14 protein-coding genes and 1 tRNA gene are annotated in these 17,125 nt (G+C 38.8%); 10 read left to right on the top strand and 5 right to left on the bottom strand.

Going from position 1 to position 17,125, the window contains the following annotated elements:
- Window positions 1–56: 56 nt before the first annotated feature.
- Window positions 57–575, top strand: a complete 519-nt coding sequence (locus tag BUB77_RS02740) for a CYTH domain-containing protein (RefSeq protein WP_073272659.1) — start codon at window positions 57–59, stop codon at window positions 573–575.
- Here BUB77_RS02740 and BUB77_RS02735 read toward each other — a convergent pair.
- Both BUB77_RS02735 and BUB77_RS02730 read right to left on the bottom strand, forming a co-directional pair.
- Window positions 572–2,797 carry a HAMP domain-containing sensor histidine kinase gene (locus BUB77_RS02735; RefSeq protein ID WP_073272658.1) on the bottom strand — a complete coding sequence of 742 codons (2,226 nt, stop codon included), beginning with the start codon at window positions 2,795–2,797 and terminating at the stop codon, window positions 572–574. The genes BUB77_RS02740 and BUB77_RS02735 overlap by 4 nt on opposite strands.
- 23 nt (window positions 2,798–2,820) lie before the next feature.
- Window positions 2,821–3,516 carry a response regulator transcription factor gene (locus BUB77_RS02730; protein ID WP_073272656.1) on the bottom strand — a complete coding sequence of 232 codons (696 nt, stop codon included), beginning with the start codon at window positions 3,514–3,516 and terminating at the stop codon, window positions 2,821–2,823.
- Between the two features lie 254 nt (window positions 3,517–3,770).
- Here BUB77_RS02730 and BUB77_RS02725 point away from each other — a divergent pair, with 254 nt between their 5' ends.
- The 3 genes from BUB77_RS02725 (at window position 3,771) to BUB77_RS02715 (ending at window position 7,849) form a co-directional block, all read left to right on the top strand.
- Window positions 3,771–4,667 carry a sulfide/dihydroorotate dehydrogenase-like FAD/NAD-binding protein gene (locus tag BUB77_RS02725; RefSeq protein ID WP_073272654.1) on the top strand — a complete coding sequence of 299 codons (897 nt, stop codon included), beginning with the start codon at window positions 3,771–3,773 and terminating at the stop codon, window positions 4,665–4,667.
- A 10-nt stretch (window positions 4,668–4,677) separates the two neighbouring features.
- The gene (gene gltA, locus BUB77_RS02720) at window positions 4,678–6,078 is read left to right on the top strand and encodes an NADPH-dependent glutamate synthase (protein WP_073272652.1); all 1,401 of its coding nucleotides are present in this window, start codon (window positions 4,678–4,680) and stop codon (window positions 6,076–6,078) included.
- Between the two features lie 190 nt (window positions 6,079–6,268).
- Complete coding sequence (locus BUB77_RS02715) at window positions 6,269–7,849, top strand: putative bifunctional diguanylate cyclase/phosphodiesterase (RefSeq protein ID WP_073272650.1); 1,581 nt, start codon at window positions 6,269–6,271, stop codon at window positions 7,847–7,849.
- Between the two features lie 141 nt (window positions 7,850–7,990).
- On the opposite strand, the gene BUB77_RS02710 is transcribed toward BUB77_RS02715, so the two are convergent.
- Both BUB77_RS02710 and BUB77_RS02705 read right to left on the bottom strand, forming a co-directional pair.
- Window positions 7,991–9,565: a putative ABC exporter domain-containing protein gene (locus BUB77_RS02710; protein WP_073272648.1), complete on the bottom strand. Its 1,575-nt coding sequence runs from the start codon at window positions 9,563–9,565 to the stop codon at window positions 7,991–7,993.
- A gap of 9 nt (window positions 9,566–9,574) precedes the next feature.
- Complete coding sequence (locus BUB77_RS02705) at window positions 9,575–10,297, bottom strand: ABC transporter ATP-binding protein (protein WP_073272647.1); 723 nt, start codon at window positions 10,295–10,297, stop codon at window positions 9,575–9,577.
- A gap of 350 nt (window positions 10,298–10,647) precedes the next feature.
- Between BUB77_RS02705 and BUB77_RS02700 the strand changes: the two genes are divergently transcribed.
- The 4 genes from BUB77_RS02700 (at window position 10,648) to BUB77_RS02685 (ending at window position 14,297) form a co-directional block, all read left to right on the top strand.
- Complete coding sequence (locus tag BUB77_RS02700) at window positions 10,648–11,370, top strand: lysoplasmalogenase family protein (RefSeq protein ID WP_073272645.1); 723 nt, start codon at window positions 10,648–10,650, stop codon at window positions 11,368–11,370.
- Between the two features lie 473 nt (window positions 11,371–11,843).
- Complete coding sequence (locus BUB77_RS02695) at window positions 11,844–12,749, top strand: DUF5688 family protein (RefSeq protein WP_073272643.1); 906 nt, start codon at window positions 11,844–11,846, stop codon at window positions 12,747–12,749.
- A 111-nt stretch (window positions 12,750–12,860) separates the two neighbouring features.
- Complete coding sequence (locus BUB77_RS02690; protein WP_073272641.1) at window positions 12,861–13,571, top strand: DUF421 domain-containing protein; 711 nt, start codon at window positions 12,861–12,863, stop codon at window positions 13,569–13,571.
- 159 nt (window positions 13,572–13,730) lie between these two features.
- The gene (locus BUB77_RS02685; protein ID WP_073272639.1) at window positions 13,731–14,297 is read left to right on the top strand and encodes a thymidine kinase; all 567 of its coding nucleotides are present in this window, start codon (window positions 13,731–13,733) and stop codon (window positions 14,295–14,297) included.
- 30 nt (window positions 14,298–14,327) lie between these two features.
- Here BUB77_RS02685 and BUB77_RS02680 read toward each other — a convergent pair.
- Window positions 14,328–14,400 (bottom strand) — tRNA-Arg (locus BUB77_RS02680).
- A 191-nt stretch (window positions 14,401–14,591) separates the two neighbouring features.
- Here BUB77_RS02680 and BUB77_RS02675 point away from each other — a divergent pair.
- Window positions 14,592–15,401 (top strand): hypothetical protein, encoded by an 810-nt coding sequence (locus BUB77_RS02675; protein WP_139241085.1) that lies wholly within the window; start codon window positions 14,592–14,594, stop codon window positions 15,399–15,401.
- A 492-nt stretch (window positions 15,402–15,893) separates the two neighbouring features.
- Window positions 15,894–17,125 (top strand): 23S rRNA pseudouridine(2604) synthase RluF (rluF, locus tag BUB77_RS02670; protein ID WP_073272637.1); only part of this gene is annotated, 1,232 nt, incomplete at its 3' end.

Raw genomic sequence — 17,125 nt, 5'->3', positions numbered from 1 at the left:
AAAAGTAGTATAATGTGGTAAAGTACACACTAATGGATAAAAGAGGTATTCATAGAATGGAAACAGAAAGAAAATTTTTACTTGGTAAACTGCCGGAAGATCTTTCAGCCTATAAGAAAAAAGAGATTGAACAGGGATATCTTTGTACAAATCCTGTTATACGGATACGCAAAAGTAATGAAGATTACTATATGACCTATAAAGCAAGAGTAAAAAATATGGCTGCCAGCACAGTGGCATTAGTCTGTGAGGAGGCAGAGTTTCCTTTGACGAGGGAAGCATATTATCATTTACGGGAAAAGGTGGATATGCGCCTTATCACAAAGACCCGCTATCTGATTCCTCTTTCTGACGGACTGATGGCAGAATTGGACATCTTTGAAGGAGAATTGAAGGGGCTGGTATTTGCTGAGGTAGAATTTAAGTCAGAGGAGGAAGCAAAAGCTTTTAAGTTACCGGACTGGTTTTCGGAAGAAGTAACCTTTGATGACAGATATAAGAATAACGTGCTTGCCATGACAGTAAATCTGGAGGAATTAAATCTGAATTTAAAGAAAAAGGAAAGTGCCTCTTAAGGTAAGAGGTCACTTTCCTTAGCTATTCTGGTCTCATTGGTATAGCTGTTAAGCTTGTTGAATTTTAAAATAGCCTTAAACAGATCACCGTCTAATTCAATATCAAAGGTTCCCTCCTGGATGGCGGCAAGACTCTTGGCAATGGACAGGCCCAAGCCGCTTCCCTCCGTATTTCTGGAAAGGTCACCTCTTACAAAACGCTCCATCAGCTCTTCCGAACTGATATTAAGCTTGGCGGCTGAAATATTATTTACGGAAACCACCGCCATATCATCCTCGGCAAAGATATTGATATAAGTCCTGGTGCCTCCCAAGGCGTACTTTACGACGTTGGAGAAAATATTTTCAATGATACGGTAGGTACTTCTGCCGTCGGCCATAATATAAAGAGGCTCCTGGGACACCGTAAGCACAGGCTCAATCTTATGGATATTGAACTTGTCTTCGAATTCACCCAGGGACTGCCTTACAAGCTCCACCAGGTTCAAGCACTCAAGGTTCAGTACCAGGGTACCGGAGGATGCCTTTGAGGCTTCTACAAGATCCTCTATCAATGTCTTAAGACGCCAGGTCTTTCCTGACAGCACCTCCAGATAACCCTGAGCAGTTTCATTACTAAGGTTTTCCTTTTTCAATAAATCCACATAGTTGATAATGGAGGTCAGAGGTGTTTTAATGTCGTGGGAGACATTGGCAATCAGCTCGGTTTTTAATCGCTCACTTTTGACCTTTTCATCAACTGCGGCAGAAAAGCCTTCACTGATATTGTTAATATCAAGGGCAAGCGAAAGAGAAGGTTCATGCATTTTTTCAACCGGTATCTTATGGTTTAGGTTACCATCCGCCAGTTTTTTTGTCTCATGGCTGATGATTTTAAAATCAATGACCTGTTTTAATATCACATAGAACAGAATCAGGTAACCCAGGATAATAATAAATAGGAAAAGCTGTATACGGTAGGGAACAGAAGCATACCGGTAAATCAGAAAGCCGGCAGCTTCAATGACAGAAAAAAGAAGGAGAAGTCCGGCAAAGCGGAAGGTAATGCTTCTTTCTGCAAAAAATCCCTTTATAAAGTCCTTAAGCTTAAGTCCAAAGGCATGAAGGTAGGAATTTGAAATCAGGACATTTTTTTTCACTCTGCGGACCAGACTCAGGAAGCCAAACATACAGAATGGATACAGGATAGAATATCCGATTCCAAGCAGTATGGAGTAATCAAAGTTATAATCCTGATACAGGTATTTGCACAGCCGTACAGCAATGGTGTAGAACAGGGCAATGCCGCCGGCTATCAGGATAAGGCCGGATTCGGTCTTCAGCCTGTCAAACCCCATGATAATAATCTGGTCGGAATCCTTCGAATGTCCGGTAAAAAATACGGTAAGTATTAAAAAAACAAGAAGCATGACAAAGGATAAGGGAACCGGGTGCAGGGAATTGGAATAGTTACGGTAGAGCACATTAAAATGGTGGTACATGGTTCCAAATTCATCAGCGGTATTGGGAAAATTATTTACAATTGTGGTGCAGATGATATAATCGCCCCTGTTGGTTTCCGTATTGTCCACTCCGTTTATGACGTTTCCTTTAATATAGTCAATTACCCAGCTTAGATTTTCATCATTCATATACTGGTAGTTGCGATTTACATTGGTGGCATATTTTTCAGTCTCTGTGTTAATGATAAGATAGGCATTATTGGTCAGCTTAACATGCTCTAAATATTCTTTCAGAGTCATTTTATTTTTGCTTTTCTCATTGGCCTTAGAAACCTTGTTTTCAAGAGCGGCAGAGGCGTAAACGGAGCCGGTATTAATATTTTTTACATAATACAGAAAATTGCTGTTGGTCTGATTTAAGATGGCATTGTAGTAGTCAAACTTTTCCTTCTCACTGCTGGCATCAGCATTTTTACTATGGGTCTTAGGGTTATCCACTTCTTTTTCAAACAGGGAGGAAATATCAGAAGAAGAGGAGTCGAAGCCGATACTGCCGGAGTAACCCTTTTCTCTGTAATCAACGTATACGGCTACTCTTTCAACGTATTTTAAAAATTTACTTTGGAATTCAGAGGTTTCCTTAAAATCTCTGGTATTTGTGGTGTAGGAATCAAGATAATTAAAAATATGATAAGTCCCTATTGCCAGGGTCAGACCGGACAGAAAGAGAGCTATATGTATCAGTATTTTTATATACATTGAGCCTTTGATTCTATTCATAAGAACACTGCCTTTCCAAAAAGCTAATATTTCTCAACCTTATAACCAATCCCCCAGGCTACCTTCAGGTATTTGGGGTCCTTCGGATTAATTTCAATCTTCTCTCTGATATGCCTGATATGGACAGCGACAATATTGTCCGCACCATAAGAAGGCTCGTTCCAGATCAGTTCATAGATTTCGTTGATGGAAAAGACCCGGCCTTTATTCTTGACCAATAATTTTAAAAGGTTATATTCAATGGGAGTAAGCTTTATCAGTTCACCGTCTACATAAACCTCTTTTCTGTCATCATTTACAACGAGTCCCCCGGAGGAATAGATATTCTGTTCCTCGGATACAATGCTGCCAAGCTTGGTATATCTTCTCAGAGCGGATTTTACCCTTGCAATCAGCTCCAGCGGATTAAAAGGCTTCGTTATATAATCATCGGCTCCCACATTCAGTCCAAGGACCTTGTCGCTGTCTTCTGACTTGGCAGTCAGTAATATAATAGGAAGAGTACTGTTATTCTCCCTTAATTTCATGGTTACACGGATACCGTCCATTTCCGGCATCATAATATCTAAAAGGACAAGATGCACTTCTGTGGATTCAATTTCATCCAAAGCTTCTTTTCCGTTATAAGCCTTAATAATATTATAGCCTTCCGCACTTAAATATATCTGAATTGCGTCTACAATTTCTTTATCATCATCACAAACTAATATCGTGTACATAGTATACCTCCGAAAATATTGTATTCCATAAGGTCATTATATCTTATTTTGTGTAAAACATCCAGTATTTATAAATGGAAAGGGGAATAAATGAGGTGCAGTCAAATAAAAGGGTGGATTTTTTGAAAGAGATATTTTATAATGTTATCCATTGAAAGAACCAACTGCGTAAAAAATTTATAATTATGCAAAATGTTTGGACAATAAAGTAAGAAAGACATTTGCTGTACCGAAACTGGCAGGAGGAATAAATAATGTATAAAATATTGAAAAAAGAAACCCTCGCACCCAATATTTATCTAATGGATATTGAGGCACACAGGGTTGCAAAATCGTGTTATCCGGGACAATTTGTCATAGTTAAAATGGATGAGAAGGGAGAACGCATTCCGCTTACCATCTGTGATTATGACAGGGAAAAGGGCAGTGTGACCATTGTATTTCAGGCACTTGGTTCATCCACAAAACGCATGGCAGCCTTTGAAGCAGGTGAAGAATTTAAGGATTTTGCCGGACCCTTGGGAAATAAATCAGAGCTAATTGATGAGCCCGTTGAGGAGCTTCATAAGAAGAACATTTTATTTGTGGCAGGGGGCGTGGGAACCGCACCGGTGTATCCCCAGGTGAAATGGATGAAGGAACAGGGGCATGATGTGGATTGCGTCATTGGAGCCAGGAACAAGGACCTTATTATTCTGGAAGAGGAAATGAAAAAGGTCGCAAAAAATGTCTATGTGGCAACGGATGACGGTTCCTATGGCTTTAAGGGAAATGTAAATGACTGCATAAAGGACCTTGTAAACAACCAGGGAAAGCATTATGACCAGGTGATAGCCATCGGACCTGTGATTATGATGAAATTCGTCTGTATCCTTACAAAAGAGCTTGGAATTCCTACCATTGTAAGTATGAACCCCATTATGGTGGATGGAACCGGAATGTGCGGAGCCTGCAGATTGACAGTTGGCGGCAAGGTAAAGTTTGCCTGCGTGGATGGACCGGAATTCGACGGACATCTGGTGGATTTTGACGAGTCCATGAAAAGGCAGCAGATGTATAAGACAGCAGAAGGCAGAGCTGTTTTGAAGGAAAAAGAAGGAGCGACCCACAAAGGTGGCGGCTGCGGCTGCAGCGACCCGGCGGACAGATAGGAGTTAAAAAATGGATGTATTAAAAAAAGTACCTGTCAGAGAACAGGACCCGGAAGTTAGAGCACATAACTTTGAAGAAGTTTGTTTAGGATATAATACAGAAGAAGCACAGCTTGAAGCACAAAGATGCTTAAAGTGCAAAAATGCAAGATGTATCGAAGGATGTCCCGTTAACATTGATATCCCGGGCTTTATAAGAGAGATAGAAAAAGGCGATCCCAGCAGTGCCTATAAGGTACTCAGCAACTATTCAGCCCTTCCTGCTGTTTGCGGAAGAGTATGTCCCCAGGAATCCCAGTGTGAGGAAAGGTGTATCAGAGGGATAAAGGGAGAGCCTGTTTCCATCGGAAAATTAGAGCGCTATGCAGCGGATTGGGCAAGAGAAAATGGAGTTAAACCTGATATGCCGTCAGAAAAGAAAGGCAAAAAGGTAGCGGTAATCGGTTCCGGTCCTGCCGGCTTGACCTGTGCGGGAGACCTGGCAAAGCTTGGCTATGACGTAACAATTTTTGAAGCGCTTCATGAACCCGGAGGTGTATTGGTATATGGTATACCGGAGTTTCGTCTTCCCAAGGAAAGCGTGGTTAAGAGTGAAATTGAGAATGTAAAGGCTCTTGGTGTTAAAATAGAAACCAATGTGGTAATCGGAAAATCCGTTACAATCGATGAACTGATGGAAGAGGAAGGCTATGAAGCTGTTTTTATCGGTTCAGGAGCAGGACTTCCGAAATTTATGGGTATTCCGGGAGAGAATGCAAACGGAGTATTCTCTGCCAATGAATATCTGACAAGAAACAACCTGATGAAAGCCTTTGATGCCACTTATGATACTCCCATTGCAGCAGGACAGACGGTGGCAGTAGTCGGAGGCGGAAATGTGGCAATGGATGCTGCCAGGACAGCGTTAAGGCTTGGCGCAAAGGTTTATGTGGTTTACAGAAGAAGTGAAGAGGAGCTTCCCGCCAGAACGGAAGAAGTTCATCATGCCAAAGAGGAAGGTATTATCTTCAAGCTGCTGACGAATCCCACGGAAATCCTTGTAGATGAAAACGGATGGGTCAAAGGCATGAAATGCGAGGAAATGGAGCTTTTAGAGCCGGATGCCTCCGGAAGAAGAAGGCCGGTGCCCAAGAAGGATTCGGAATTTGAACTCCCGGTGGATACAGTAATCATGTCACTTGGAACCAGTCCTAATCCCCTTATATCCTCCACAACAGAGGGACTTGATATCAATAAATATAATTGTATCGTTGCCGATGAGGAAACCGGAAAGACTACAAAAGAAGGAGTCTTTGCAGGCGGAGATGCGGTGATTGGTGCCGCTACGGTTATCCTTGCCATGGGAGCGGGTAAAAAGGCAGCCAAGGCAATTGATGAGTATCTAAATAATAAGACAGAGAAGAGTCTGTAAGTTAGGCAGAAGCATTACCTGAAAATACCAGTCCGGATATTGCCTGCAGGACAGGTGGAAAAACACCCCAAAGGCAGGCCGGACTGTGCAATAAGTAAAAAATGATTGCTAAATCAACGATTTATTGGTATAATATGTTGTAAAACAGGCTCTGTATAAAAGGAGAGTCCAAGAAAATTGGGGTACGATAATGTTAAATGCTATGATTAATCTTGAGTCACAGGGGGGAGATAAGAAGTATATTATACCATATCTTACGGGAAATATATTTTTTATTGTGGCAGGCATAGGAATACTTCTCCTAATCGTATTGCTTATCCTCCATAATAGAAAGAGTAGGGCTTTTAAAGCTTTAACAGGACAGAAGGAAGAGCTGGCAGAAGACTATCAAACGTTGGAAAACTCCTATGAAGAAGCTGTAAATACCAGAAATCAGTATCAGTTAAAGAATGAAGAACTTAAAAAGAGTAATGAAAAGCTTAAAAAGACAGCCTATACGGATCTACTGACCCAGCTTCCCAACCGCTATGCGTTAACGGAGCTTGTGGATAATGTCATGCTGACCCTTCGGAACGAAGAAGTAGTGGCCCTTATGTATATCGATGTGGATGATTTCAAACAGATTACAGATAATCTCGGCCACTCATACGGGGATGAACTGCTGATTGATATTACTCACAGGTTAAAACAGTCCATTGATGAGAATGACTACCTCTCTAGACTGGGAAGTGATGAATTTGTCATTCTGACACAGAATTTTACCGATATCGGTGAATATGAAGCAAAGATAAAAAAGATTCTAAAAGTGTTTGAATATCCCTTTGTGCTATCCTTAAAAGAATATTTTGTCACGGTCAGTATCGGCATCGCCATGGCACCAAAGGATGGGAAAACTACCCAGGTGCTCCTGAAAAGTGCGGATACAGCCATGTATTCTGCCAAGATGACCGGTAAAAATACCTTTGCCTATTTCAAAACCGACATGAATGACAGGATTATGGAGAAGATACAAAACCAGGCGGAGCTAAGGCGTGCAATCGAGAAGAAGGAATTTGTCGTTTACTACCAGCCCCAGATTGACTTAAAGACTGGCAAGATTACAGGCTTTGAGGCTTTAGTTAGATGGGAGCATGCAGAAAAAGGCGTTTTAAAACCCTCCCAGTTTATAAAGCTGTCAGAGGAAACCGGTCTGATTGTGCCTATTGGCCTGATGGTTATGGAAGAAGCACTGCAGCAGCTTAAAGGATGGCAGGATAAAGGCTATAAGGACCTTACCATGAGCATTAATACATCCGTCAGGCAGCTAAAGGATAATGACTTTTATCAGAAGGTAAAGGAAATCATAGAGCGTATAGGAGTGAATCCTGCGAACATAGAATTGGAAATAACAGAGTCCTCCGCTCTGCAGGAAAGCGAACATGCCAGACATGTGATTGAAGCGTTGAATGAGCTGGGAATATCCTTTGCACTGGATGATTTCGGAACGGGCTATTCCTCCATGAATTATTTAAAATTATATCCCATCAGTAACATTAAGATGGATAAGAGCTTTTTGGATACCTTGTTTACGGATGATTTTAATAAGAGTATAATTGAGTCCACCATTGCACTGGTACAGAGCATGAACCTGACAGTAACAGCAGAAGGTATCGAAAGCTGTGAACAGGAGGACTTCTTAAAGAGTGCAAGATGCAATAAGGCACAAGGCTACTTATACAGTGAGGCATTGCCGTCAGAGCAGGCGGATGCTTATCTTATAAGCAACAGATAATCAAAAGGTCATAAGTAAGAACAACACTGACTTCTGAATAAAACTTTGTTATCAATCATAAATTTAATGTAATTTAAGGGCTGAATTCTGTACCATGCAGGATTCAGCCCTTTTAGCGGTGCGTCCGGCGGACATATATTCTCAATTCTTTTTTTGAAGGGTCAGGATGTCACTATTGTGAAGGACTCCTCTGCTAAGATAAAAAAACAGGAGGGATAAGAAAGCCTCCCACAGGCTTAAGGCGAACAGGCCCCAGGCAAGCTTTCCAGCCATATAAAATGCAAAGGCAGCAATCACACCGGGTAGCATCACAAATATGATAAAGAGCAGGTAAATGATAAGTAAAAACCCCTGACTGATTACATCTTTGAAAATACGCTGTGACAGTAAATTGGCTGAAACCAGGAATATTGAGAATACACTGCGGCAAAGGGCACAGAGCAGTACGGTAACAGGATTCCAGTTCGTAAACAGCAATGGAAGCAGAAACATAAATAAGCTTTCCAGGATATGCTTTGCAATAATCTCACCATTGCTCCAAATGATTTTCTTAAAAGGAGATTCCGGTATCAGGTAAATATAATGGCTGTACAGTTCTTTCATTCCTCTGCCGGTACCAATGAAGAAGCTTTGAAGATACATGGATATGACAAGGAGTAAAACCGGACTGATATCGCCTTTACTAAAGAAAGCCGCTATATTAGCACCTGCTATCATTAAAAAGGAGCTGCCGTCAAGGAGAAAGAACCGGTTGCTTCTTGAGGACTCTAAAAGATGCTTATAAAAAATGGCTTTGGAGCCCAGGCCTTCAAGGGTTCTTTTTCCTTTTCTTATTTTTTTGTGAGTATTCGATATGGCATTGATATCACCTTCATTTATAGCTCTTTTCTTTTCGAAGGCAGTTTCTGTGGCAACCAAAACATCCTCATAATAATCTGAATGATATAAAATGATTACAGCCAGAAAGAGTACACCGGTAAGGAGAGTCAAAAGCAAGCTAAATCCCATTTCTCTGATATTTCCTGATAAATAATTTCTCAGGCTTTCCGTTATCCAGCCGGCAACAGGAAGAAATTTAAGAGCTCCCTTTTCAACAGAGGAAAGCAGGGCAAGCTTTAAATCACCGCTTCTTTGGAAGTTATTCAGGAAAAATAACAGCAATAAAAGAAAGGGCAGAAGAGCGATTACTTTGATAAGCTGTTTAATCGTTTCCTTCTGATTGGAGAGGATGTAAATAGCCAGTGACATGAATTCAAATAAAAGGAGAGACAGTACATAGCCCCCAAAGAAAAGAAGTAAATCCAGCGTATTAAGTCCAAGAGAAACGAAAGTGCTTCCCTGGAGTAAAAGAAAAATTCCGCCCAGCAGGCTTTTTCCGGCTTGGGAGCAAATACCGTAAGCCAATATATGCTTGGGATTTACAGGAGCACAAAATAGCAGGTTAACGTCACTCATATCAAAGAAGCTGCTTCCGGAGGAAAGCCCCTTTGAAACAGCACTGTAATAAAAGATAATGAGATAAAAGGCAAAAAAGACAAAAAGCCATTGAATATTTTCGGAACTGGCTTGTCTGGGCGGTGAAGAAAATGAATAAAACAGGGAATAGGCAAGGAATACAATAGCCAAAAGATAAAGTATAACCATGGCCGGCTTGTTGAGAAGCTGTCTAAACTTATTTTTAATGATTCTTGACATCAGATACAAGATGCTGTTCATGATTACCTCCTAATTTTTTGAATTGTCCCCTGTGGCATCAGAGCCCTCCGTAATGGCGAAATAGATAGATTCCAAACTGCTTTTACTGTCAAGGTCTTTTCTTTTCCTGCTCTCTATGATACTTCCATTTTTCATAATGTAGGTAGTGTCCCAGGCTTCTTCCATAGTCTCGATCATGTGAGTACTGATGATAACGGAGCTTCTGCTATCCCGTAAAGAAATTATTAATTGCTTGAGCTCCCGGATGGCATGGGGATCCAACCCCACAAAGGGCTCATCAAAGATAACAGCCTTGGGGCGGGGCAAAAGTGCACAGCAGATGCTGACCTTCTGCTGCATACCTTTAGAAAGCTCCTGTCCAAGCTTCTCTTTTTTGTCCGTTAATTCGAAGCGGGTCATAAGCTCCTTCCCATATTCCTCCCAGTCCTTCAGCCGGTAAGCTCTGGCGATGAACTGCAGGTGCTCCTCAACGGTCAGCATGGGATACATGGCAGGCAATTCAGGTATGTAACCTAACTGCCTTTTAGCCTCTAAGCTATGATTGTCATAGCCATCGATTATAATGGAGCCTTCAAAGCGCAGTAATCCGCAGATACATTTTATCAAAGTGGATTTACCGGCTCCATTTGCACCAAGTAAAACAGTTATCTCACCATCCCCTGCCTCCAGGTTTACGTCGTTATTGGCAAGGGTATTACCATATCTTTTTGTAACATATTTAACCTGAATCATAAAGACTCCTTTCGCGAATATCAAATCCTATATTTTATATGTTTCAATATATAATTGGAAACCTTTAAATAGGCTGGGTGCATATGGAATTATTATACATTAAATAAATAGATAAGTATACTGATAAGCTGTATTTTTAATTCTTTTCGTGGACAGATAACAGGTTATGCAATATAATAACTCTGGAAATGTTAGAGTTATCTTAAGTGATGTTAACGTATATGAAAAGTCAGTGACGACTGCGTTCTATCTAATACCAGTGCAATTGCAGAAGGGTGAGAGATAGCCCATAGTATAGAGGCAGTAAGAAAGAAGGTCGTATTAGTGCTGTAATACGAGGAGGTAAGTTTATGTTTGCAAAAAATAAATGGGGAGTCTTTGCTTTTATCATCATTGAATTGCTGCTTTATTCCATATTTATGATGGGGGATATTTCAGGACATCCGTCTTCTGGCACTGTGACTATGCTGAAATTTTTGTGTATCATTTTATGCAATATCTTCGCTTTGGCGTGTGCTGTAGAGTTTAGGCAGAGAGATAATTATATCCTGCTGGGTGCTTTGTTTTTTACCGGAATATCGGATTACTTTCTTTTGTTTACGGAGAAATTTACCTTTGGGATGATAACCTTTTGCATAGTGCAGATGCTTTATTTGCTGCGTATTTGGTTTTTGGAAGAAAGCCGGCAGGGAAGAAGAGTACTTGGCAGAATACTTGCCAGTATACTTTTGTGGGCGGTAATATTACTTATACTTTATAAGCTTAAAGTAACGGTCAATCTACTATTAACGGTATCTGTTTTCTATTTTATTTCCATCCTGCAGAATGTCATCACAGGGATTAAAAATGCAGTTCGCAGACCAGGCTGGAAAAATCTTATATTTGCGGCAGGTATGTTTTTATTCATACTCTGTGATATTAATGTTGGAATTTATAATATGAGCGGATTTATTGCTATTGAAAATGCAGCCTTTCAAAAATTATACAATTTTTCGGAAGTAGCAATGTGGATGTTTTATCTTCCGGCACAGGTATGCATTGCAGTAAGCGGTAAAGTTGGACAAAATGTATAAAATCAGCAAAGTATTTTGTTACATCTGATTTTGGATTTTAATTGAAATATTTGCTATAAACTGTTATTATGTTTATGTGATGGTATATTAATAGGTTTAATAGTTACTTAACTGCTTAGTTGTTTAACTGTTAAAGCGTTAAGTTATTTAGCTGTTTAGCAGTTACCTGCTCACCTTCTTATAATGCAAGGAAACTAAGTTTTCTTATTGATTTTATGTTTTTGGACTGTCCTGAAGGCTTCTAAGTATTGATTCTGGTGTTTTAGTCAATTTATTTCTTTATGGTATTACCCCATGTTACAATCCCAATATAAAACTATCAATAATTCTATTTTGTCTATGAAGTTGAAGCTGATTTTAGGTGTGAAAACTTCATTAGTCTTTTTGTAATTCATTTTTATTCTGATTTTATCTATTCTAAAAATTATTCTATTAAATTATTCCAAAACAATTAAATAACAAAGGAGATGTATATGCTGGATAAGTTTTATGAAGTAAATGATTTTACCGCATTTAACAAGCAGGTAAAACACAGGTTAGAAAAAAGCATGGGGGATGAATATGATATACTTCTGCATACCGTGACGAAGAATAATGGTGGCAGAAGTGAGGGAATCATAATAAGAAAAAAAGATGGATACTTTGCTCATAACCTTTATCTGGAAGGGTTATATAAAAAGTATATAAAGGGCATGCCGATGGAAGATGCAGTAAAAGAACTGGAGAAGGCTTATTATGAAGCTTTCAGTAATAAAGCAGAAAATACAATTGATCTCAATAGTTATGAGCAGATAAAAGATAATATATTTTACCGAATAGTAAACTATGAAAGAAACAAAGAAATATTATCAGAAATTCCCTATCTTCCGTTTCTGGACCTTGCCGTCACCTTTCATTGTCTGGTTCAAAATAAGAGCGAAAATCTCTCTTCCATTCATATAACCTACAGGCATCTTATAATGTGGGGGATTAATGTAAAAACAGTAACAGAGCAGGCAATGGAGAATACGCCAAGGATATTTCCGGCAAAGATAAATACCCTGGAAGAGGTCATTGGAGAGATAGCTTTTGAGACAGCTTTTCCAGGATTTCAGCCCATGTATGTCATTACCAATGCTATAGGAATTAATGGAGCCGGCTGCTTATTATACAAGGGTGTGATAAAGCAGGTGGCTGAAATTGCAGGAGGAGATTTTTATATACTTCCAAGCAGTATCCATGAAATCATAGCCATAAAAGATAGTGGTTTTATTAATAAGGAGGAGCTTGCCAGTATGGTAAAAGAGGTAAATACATCTCAGGTAGCAGAGGAGGATTACTTATCTGACAGTGTCTACTATTATTGTATAGAGGAAAAAAGGATTATCAAGATTCAGTAAAATATGAAATGATATAAATTATCTAAATGTATTTTATTGAGCAGTGTTTTCATAATTTCCATACATTTGTACATCCTATTAGTTGAATTAATCCCAAGGAGGAATAAATCTATGGAATTTGTGAAAATTACCGTCTTATCAGCAGGCTCACTGATCGTAATGTTTGTATTAACAAAGATTATGGGTGACCGTGAAATGTCAGAGCTTAGTATGTTTGATTATATAACCAGTATTACCATAGGCTCTATTGCAGCGGAAATGGCTACTTCACTGGAGGATGACTACAGAAGACCACTTCTTGCTATGGCGGTTTATGCTGTTATATGCATTGGAATATCCTTTGCGACCTGTAAATCCATTCGATTACGAAGATTATTTGAAGGCCATTCCCTTATTCTCTATCAAAATGGAAAGATTTATGAAAAGAATATGCTGAAGGCTAAAATAGATGTGGATGAATTTCTTTCTTTGTGCAGAGTATGCGGTTATTTTGACTTAAGTGAGGTACACACCGCCATATTAGAATCAAACGGCAAATTAAGCATTCTCCCCATGGTTAAGAACAGGCCGGTTACACCGGAGGATATGAATTTGAATCCCACCCAGTCCTTCCCTATGGCAAATGTCATCATGGACGGTAAAATATTACAAGCCAACCTGCAATGGGCAGGGAAAAACGAAGCCTGGCTGGAGAAACAGATGCATGCCCAGGGAATTAAAGATATCAAAGAAGTTATGCTGGCAACCTGCGATAGCAGTGACGGTCAGTTAAATATTTATGTAAAGGTTCAGAATGCTTCCAAGAATGATATGTTTTTGTAAAATCTGAGAACTCAGCCATTTGGTTATAGTTACTCAATCCTCGTTATCAAGTCCGCTTTCGTTATCAAGTCCGCTTGCATTATTATATTGTGGCAGATATAATAGTTTAGGAGTAAAGAACAAAATCTTCATTTATTACAATGGTTAAGCGGAGGAAGAATGTCAAAATTATATTTTAAATACGGCTGTATGAACAGCAGTAAATCGGCCAATTTGCTGATGATTAAGCACAATTATGAAGAGCAGGGATTCAGGGTCCTGTTAATAAAGCCCCGCGTAGATGACAGAGATGGCGAGTCAATTATAAAATCAAGAGTAGGAATTCAAAGCGATTGTATTACACTTGACGAGACCAGCTCTGTCTATTCCTGTTTTGATATAGAAAAAATAGATGTGGTTATGGTAGATGAAGCACAGTTTTTAAGTGAGAACCAGGTTAATGAACTGTACCAGATATCCTTTAAGGTACCGGTCATGTGCTTTGGATTGCTTATAGACTTTAGCCAGCACCTGTTTCCCGGAAGCAAAAGGCTGGTGGAACTGGCAGAGAGCATCCAGGAAATTAAAACTGTATGTAAATGCGGTAAAAAGGCAACAATCAATGCCAGATTTGACCAGTATGGAAGGGTAGTAACGGAGGGAGAACAGATAGATATTGGAGGAAATGAGAAATATCGGGCACTCTGTAAGGAATGCTATGAGGAATTAAAGGCTTCCTACAAATAAATTGTAATACTAAAAAATGGCAACAAAAAATGCACCTAAAGGGACTCGAACCCCCGACACGAAGCTTCGGAAGCTTCTGCTCTATCCACTGAGCTATAGATGCATAAACACATTTTACAATAAATTTTCCATTTGTTCAAGTAATTTTTTAAATTTTTCGAAAAATATAAAAAATGCCATAAAGTGCCATAAATTATTACGGAATTATTAAATATGTTACAGAAAATAAAATAAACGTATTGCAAAATCCTTTAATGTCTGTTATTATATATCATAGTTGATATGTACTATTGATTGGGATTGATTAAAGGAGATAACATGAAACTTAGATATAAAAAGATAATTGCTATGGTTACTGTATGCACAATGGGAATTGGAATGGTCACATTTTCAATCTCCAGACAAGGACAGGATAAATCTACTGCAGTAGAAAGAGAGGCACAAAACCTAAACGCATCCTATGACACAGAAGAGAGTGCGAAAACAGCTGATAAACCCAATGCAAAAGCGGCAGTATCTGCGGCATCTTTATTACCTACGGATACACCAGCTTCGGATTCTGAAGCAAGAGATGAAGCCAGTTTACTTTCTGCAGAAAAAAATCCTTTAGAGAAAAATACAAATAAGGAAATCGATACTCTTATTACTAAATATCTGAATGCAAAGTTAAGCGGAAAGATTGAAAAGTTTGAAGATTTGGTAGATAATACACAGCTTTTAGATATAAAGGACATTAGCAGAAAGACTAAATATATTGATAAGTATGAAAATGTAGAAAGCTATATTAAAAAGGGATTGGAAGAAGGCTCCTATGTTGTTTATGTATGTTATAATCTTAAGTTAGCCAGCATTGACACTCCAGCACCTGGAATGAATGAATATTATATTAAAACAAATAAAGATGGAAAGTTTTATGTTTACCTAGGAGAGGGCGATAGCAAAACGGATGAATTTCTTTCAAAGCTTTGTGATTCCTCTGATGTTGAAGACTTAATCTATAAGGTAAATGATAAATTAAAAACAGCTCTTAAAAAGGATGCTTCTTTGTCTGAGTTCTATACCAAATTGGAAGATTCTGCAAAGAATGTTTCTATGAATGAATAGTAAAAACATTTTAATTTATATCTGTAGTTATTACAGCGATACTTTGGAATAATGATGTTTATTTTCCAAAGCTTCGCTGTTTTTTTGCTATAAATATTGGCTTTTCTTGTATGTAAGTATTGGCTTTTCTTGTATGTAAGTATTGACCTTTCTTATTCGTAAGATGCTTGTACTTTTTTTCATTGGCTGTTATAATAAGTAAACATAGATTTTTTAGTATAGTGTAGTAAGTGTTATAATATTAGTAAGTGCGTAAGTAAGTTCTTTAATGGTGTAATATAGGGTGTTAGTATAGTAACGTGCTGTTACAATAATAGCAGGGTTTAGTTTTATTTAATTTTATTGTGTGGGTTGTTCACATAGATATGACGAATGCTGCAATACTAACAAGTTTTAATTTTGTTATTTGGGTATTACAAGTTTAGAAATATTAAGTGCTATTAAAATATCAGAATATTTTGATAGTAATATGAAAACCGGATAGGAGCCAAGATGGCGAAAAGAACGAAGAAATTATTACAAATAGATGAAACGACAGCAGGTGGTGATGGCGTAAGGCTTAACCGCTATTTGAGTGATTCAGGAGCCTGTTCCAGACGAGAAGCCGACAGACTTATAGAAGAAGGACATGTAACAGTAGATGGAGTACGGGCTGGTCTTGGTATGAAGATAACAGATGGACAGACAGTGCTCCTTGATGGTATGCCTGTGAAAAGGGAAGAAAAACTGGTCTTTATAGCTCTTAATAAGCCAAAAGGAATCGTATGTACAACGGATAAACGGGAGAAGGACAATATTATTGATTTTCTGAAGTTCGATAAAAGAATATATCCTGTCGGCAGGCTGGATAAAGATTCCGAGGGCTTAATTTTACTGACGAATGATGGCAGTATCGTGAATAAAATCCTGCGTGCTGGCAATTATCATGAAAAGGAATATGTAGTTACTGTAGATAAGCCTCTTACAGCAGAATTTTTAAATGGAATGGAAGCAGGGGTTCCCATACTTGATACAGTTACAAGGCCTTGTAAAATAAAAGCTCTTGATAAGTACACCTTCCAGATAATACTTACTCAGGGACTTAACCGTCAGATAAGACGGATGTGTGAATATTTCGACTATAAGGTACTGACATTAAAGCGGATTCGAATCATGAATATCCCTCTTGGACATTTACAGACAGGCGGATACCGAAATGTGACGGATAAGGAGATAGCGGGACTTACAGAAGCTATCAAGGATTCTGTTAATGAAGCAGTAGTAGATGTGAAATATATTGAAAGTATGCCTGCCAGAAAAGATAATAAAGGAAAGCAGGGAATAAGTTACAGGAATGAACCTGGGAATGGTAGAGTAAAATCAGTAAAGCTCAAAGAAAAAAATAGAGAATTGGTAGCAAAAGAAAGCAAATATAAAAAAGCAAGCTCAGTGGGTAGGCAGAAATCTACTAGTAGACAGGAATTTGTAGATAAACAGGAATCAACGGATAAGCTGAAATTTGAAGATAGGCAGAAGTCAGCGAATGAGCGGAAGTTTGCAGATAAACAGAAATCAACTAATGCGTCGAAGTTTGCGGATAAACGGAAATCATCGAATGGGCAGAAATTTGCAGATAAACAGAGAATTGCAAATGATCAGAAGTTTACAGACAAACAGAAATCAGCGGATGAGAAGAAGTTTGCGGATAAACAAAAATCAGCGAGTGGACAGAAGTTTTCAGTTAA

It is taken from the genome of Anaerocolumna jejuensis DSM 15929, from assembly GCF_900142215.1.
Taxonomy (GTDB): Bacteria; Bacillota; Clostridia; order Lachnospirales; family Lachnospiraceae; genus Anaerocolumna; species Anaerocolumna jejuensis.
This window is presented reverse-complemented; position numbering and strand designations above follow the sequence as displayed.

Coding starts and splice junctions, on each gene's coding strand:
- BUB77_RS02730 (WP_073272656.1), bottom strand. CDS start 3,516: ATGTACACGATATTAGTTTGTGATGATGATAAAGAAATTGTAGACGCA.
- BUB77_RS02700 (WP_073272645.1), top strand. CDS start 10,648: ATGTTTGCAAAAAATAAATGGGGAGTCTTTGCTTTTATCATCATTGAA.
- BUB77_RS02725 (WP_073272654.1), top strand. CDS start 3,771: ATGTATAAAATATTGAAAAAAGAAACCCTCGCACCCAATATTTATCTA.
- BUB77_RS02710 (WP_073272648.1), bottom strand. CDS start 9,565: ATGAACAGCATCTTGTATCTGATGTCAAGAATCATTAAAAATAAGTTT.
- BUB77_RS02705 (WP_073272647.1), bottom strand. CDS start 10,297: ATGATTCAGGTTAAATATGTTACAAAAAGATATGGTAATACCCTTGCC.
- BUB77_RS02735 (WP_073272658.1), bottom strand. CDS start 2,797: ATGAATAGAATCAAAGGCTCAATGTATATAAAAATACTGATACATATA.
- BUB77_RS02740 (WP_073272659.1), top strand. CDS start 57: ATGGAAACAGAAAGAAAATTTTTACTTGGTAAACTGCCGGAAGATCTT.
- BUB77_RS02715 (WP_073272650.1), top strand. CDS start 6,269: ATGTTAAATGCTATGATTAATCTTGAGTCACAGGGGGGAGATAAGAAG.
- BUB77_RS02685 (WP_073272639.1), top strand. CDS start 13,731: ATGTCAAAATTATATTTTAAATACGGCTGTATGAACAGCAGTAAATCG.
- BUB77_RS02695 (WP_073272643.1), top strand. CDS start 11,844: ATGCTGGATAAGTTTTATGAAGTAAATGATTTTACCGCATTTAACAAG.
- gltA (WP_073272652.1), top strand. CDS start 4,678: ATGGATGTATTAAAAAAAGTACCTGTCAGAGAACAGGACCCGGAAGTT.
- BUB77_RS02690 (WP_073272641.1), top strand. CDS start 12,861: ATGGAATTTGTGAAAATTACCGTCTTATCAGCAGGCTCACTGATCGTA.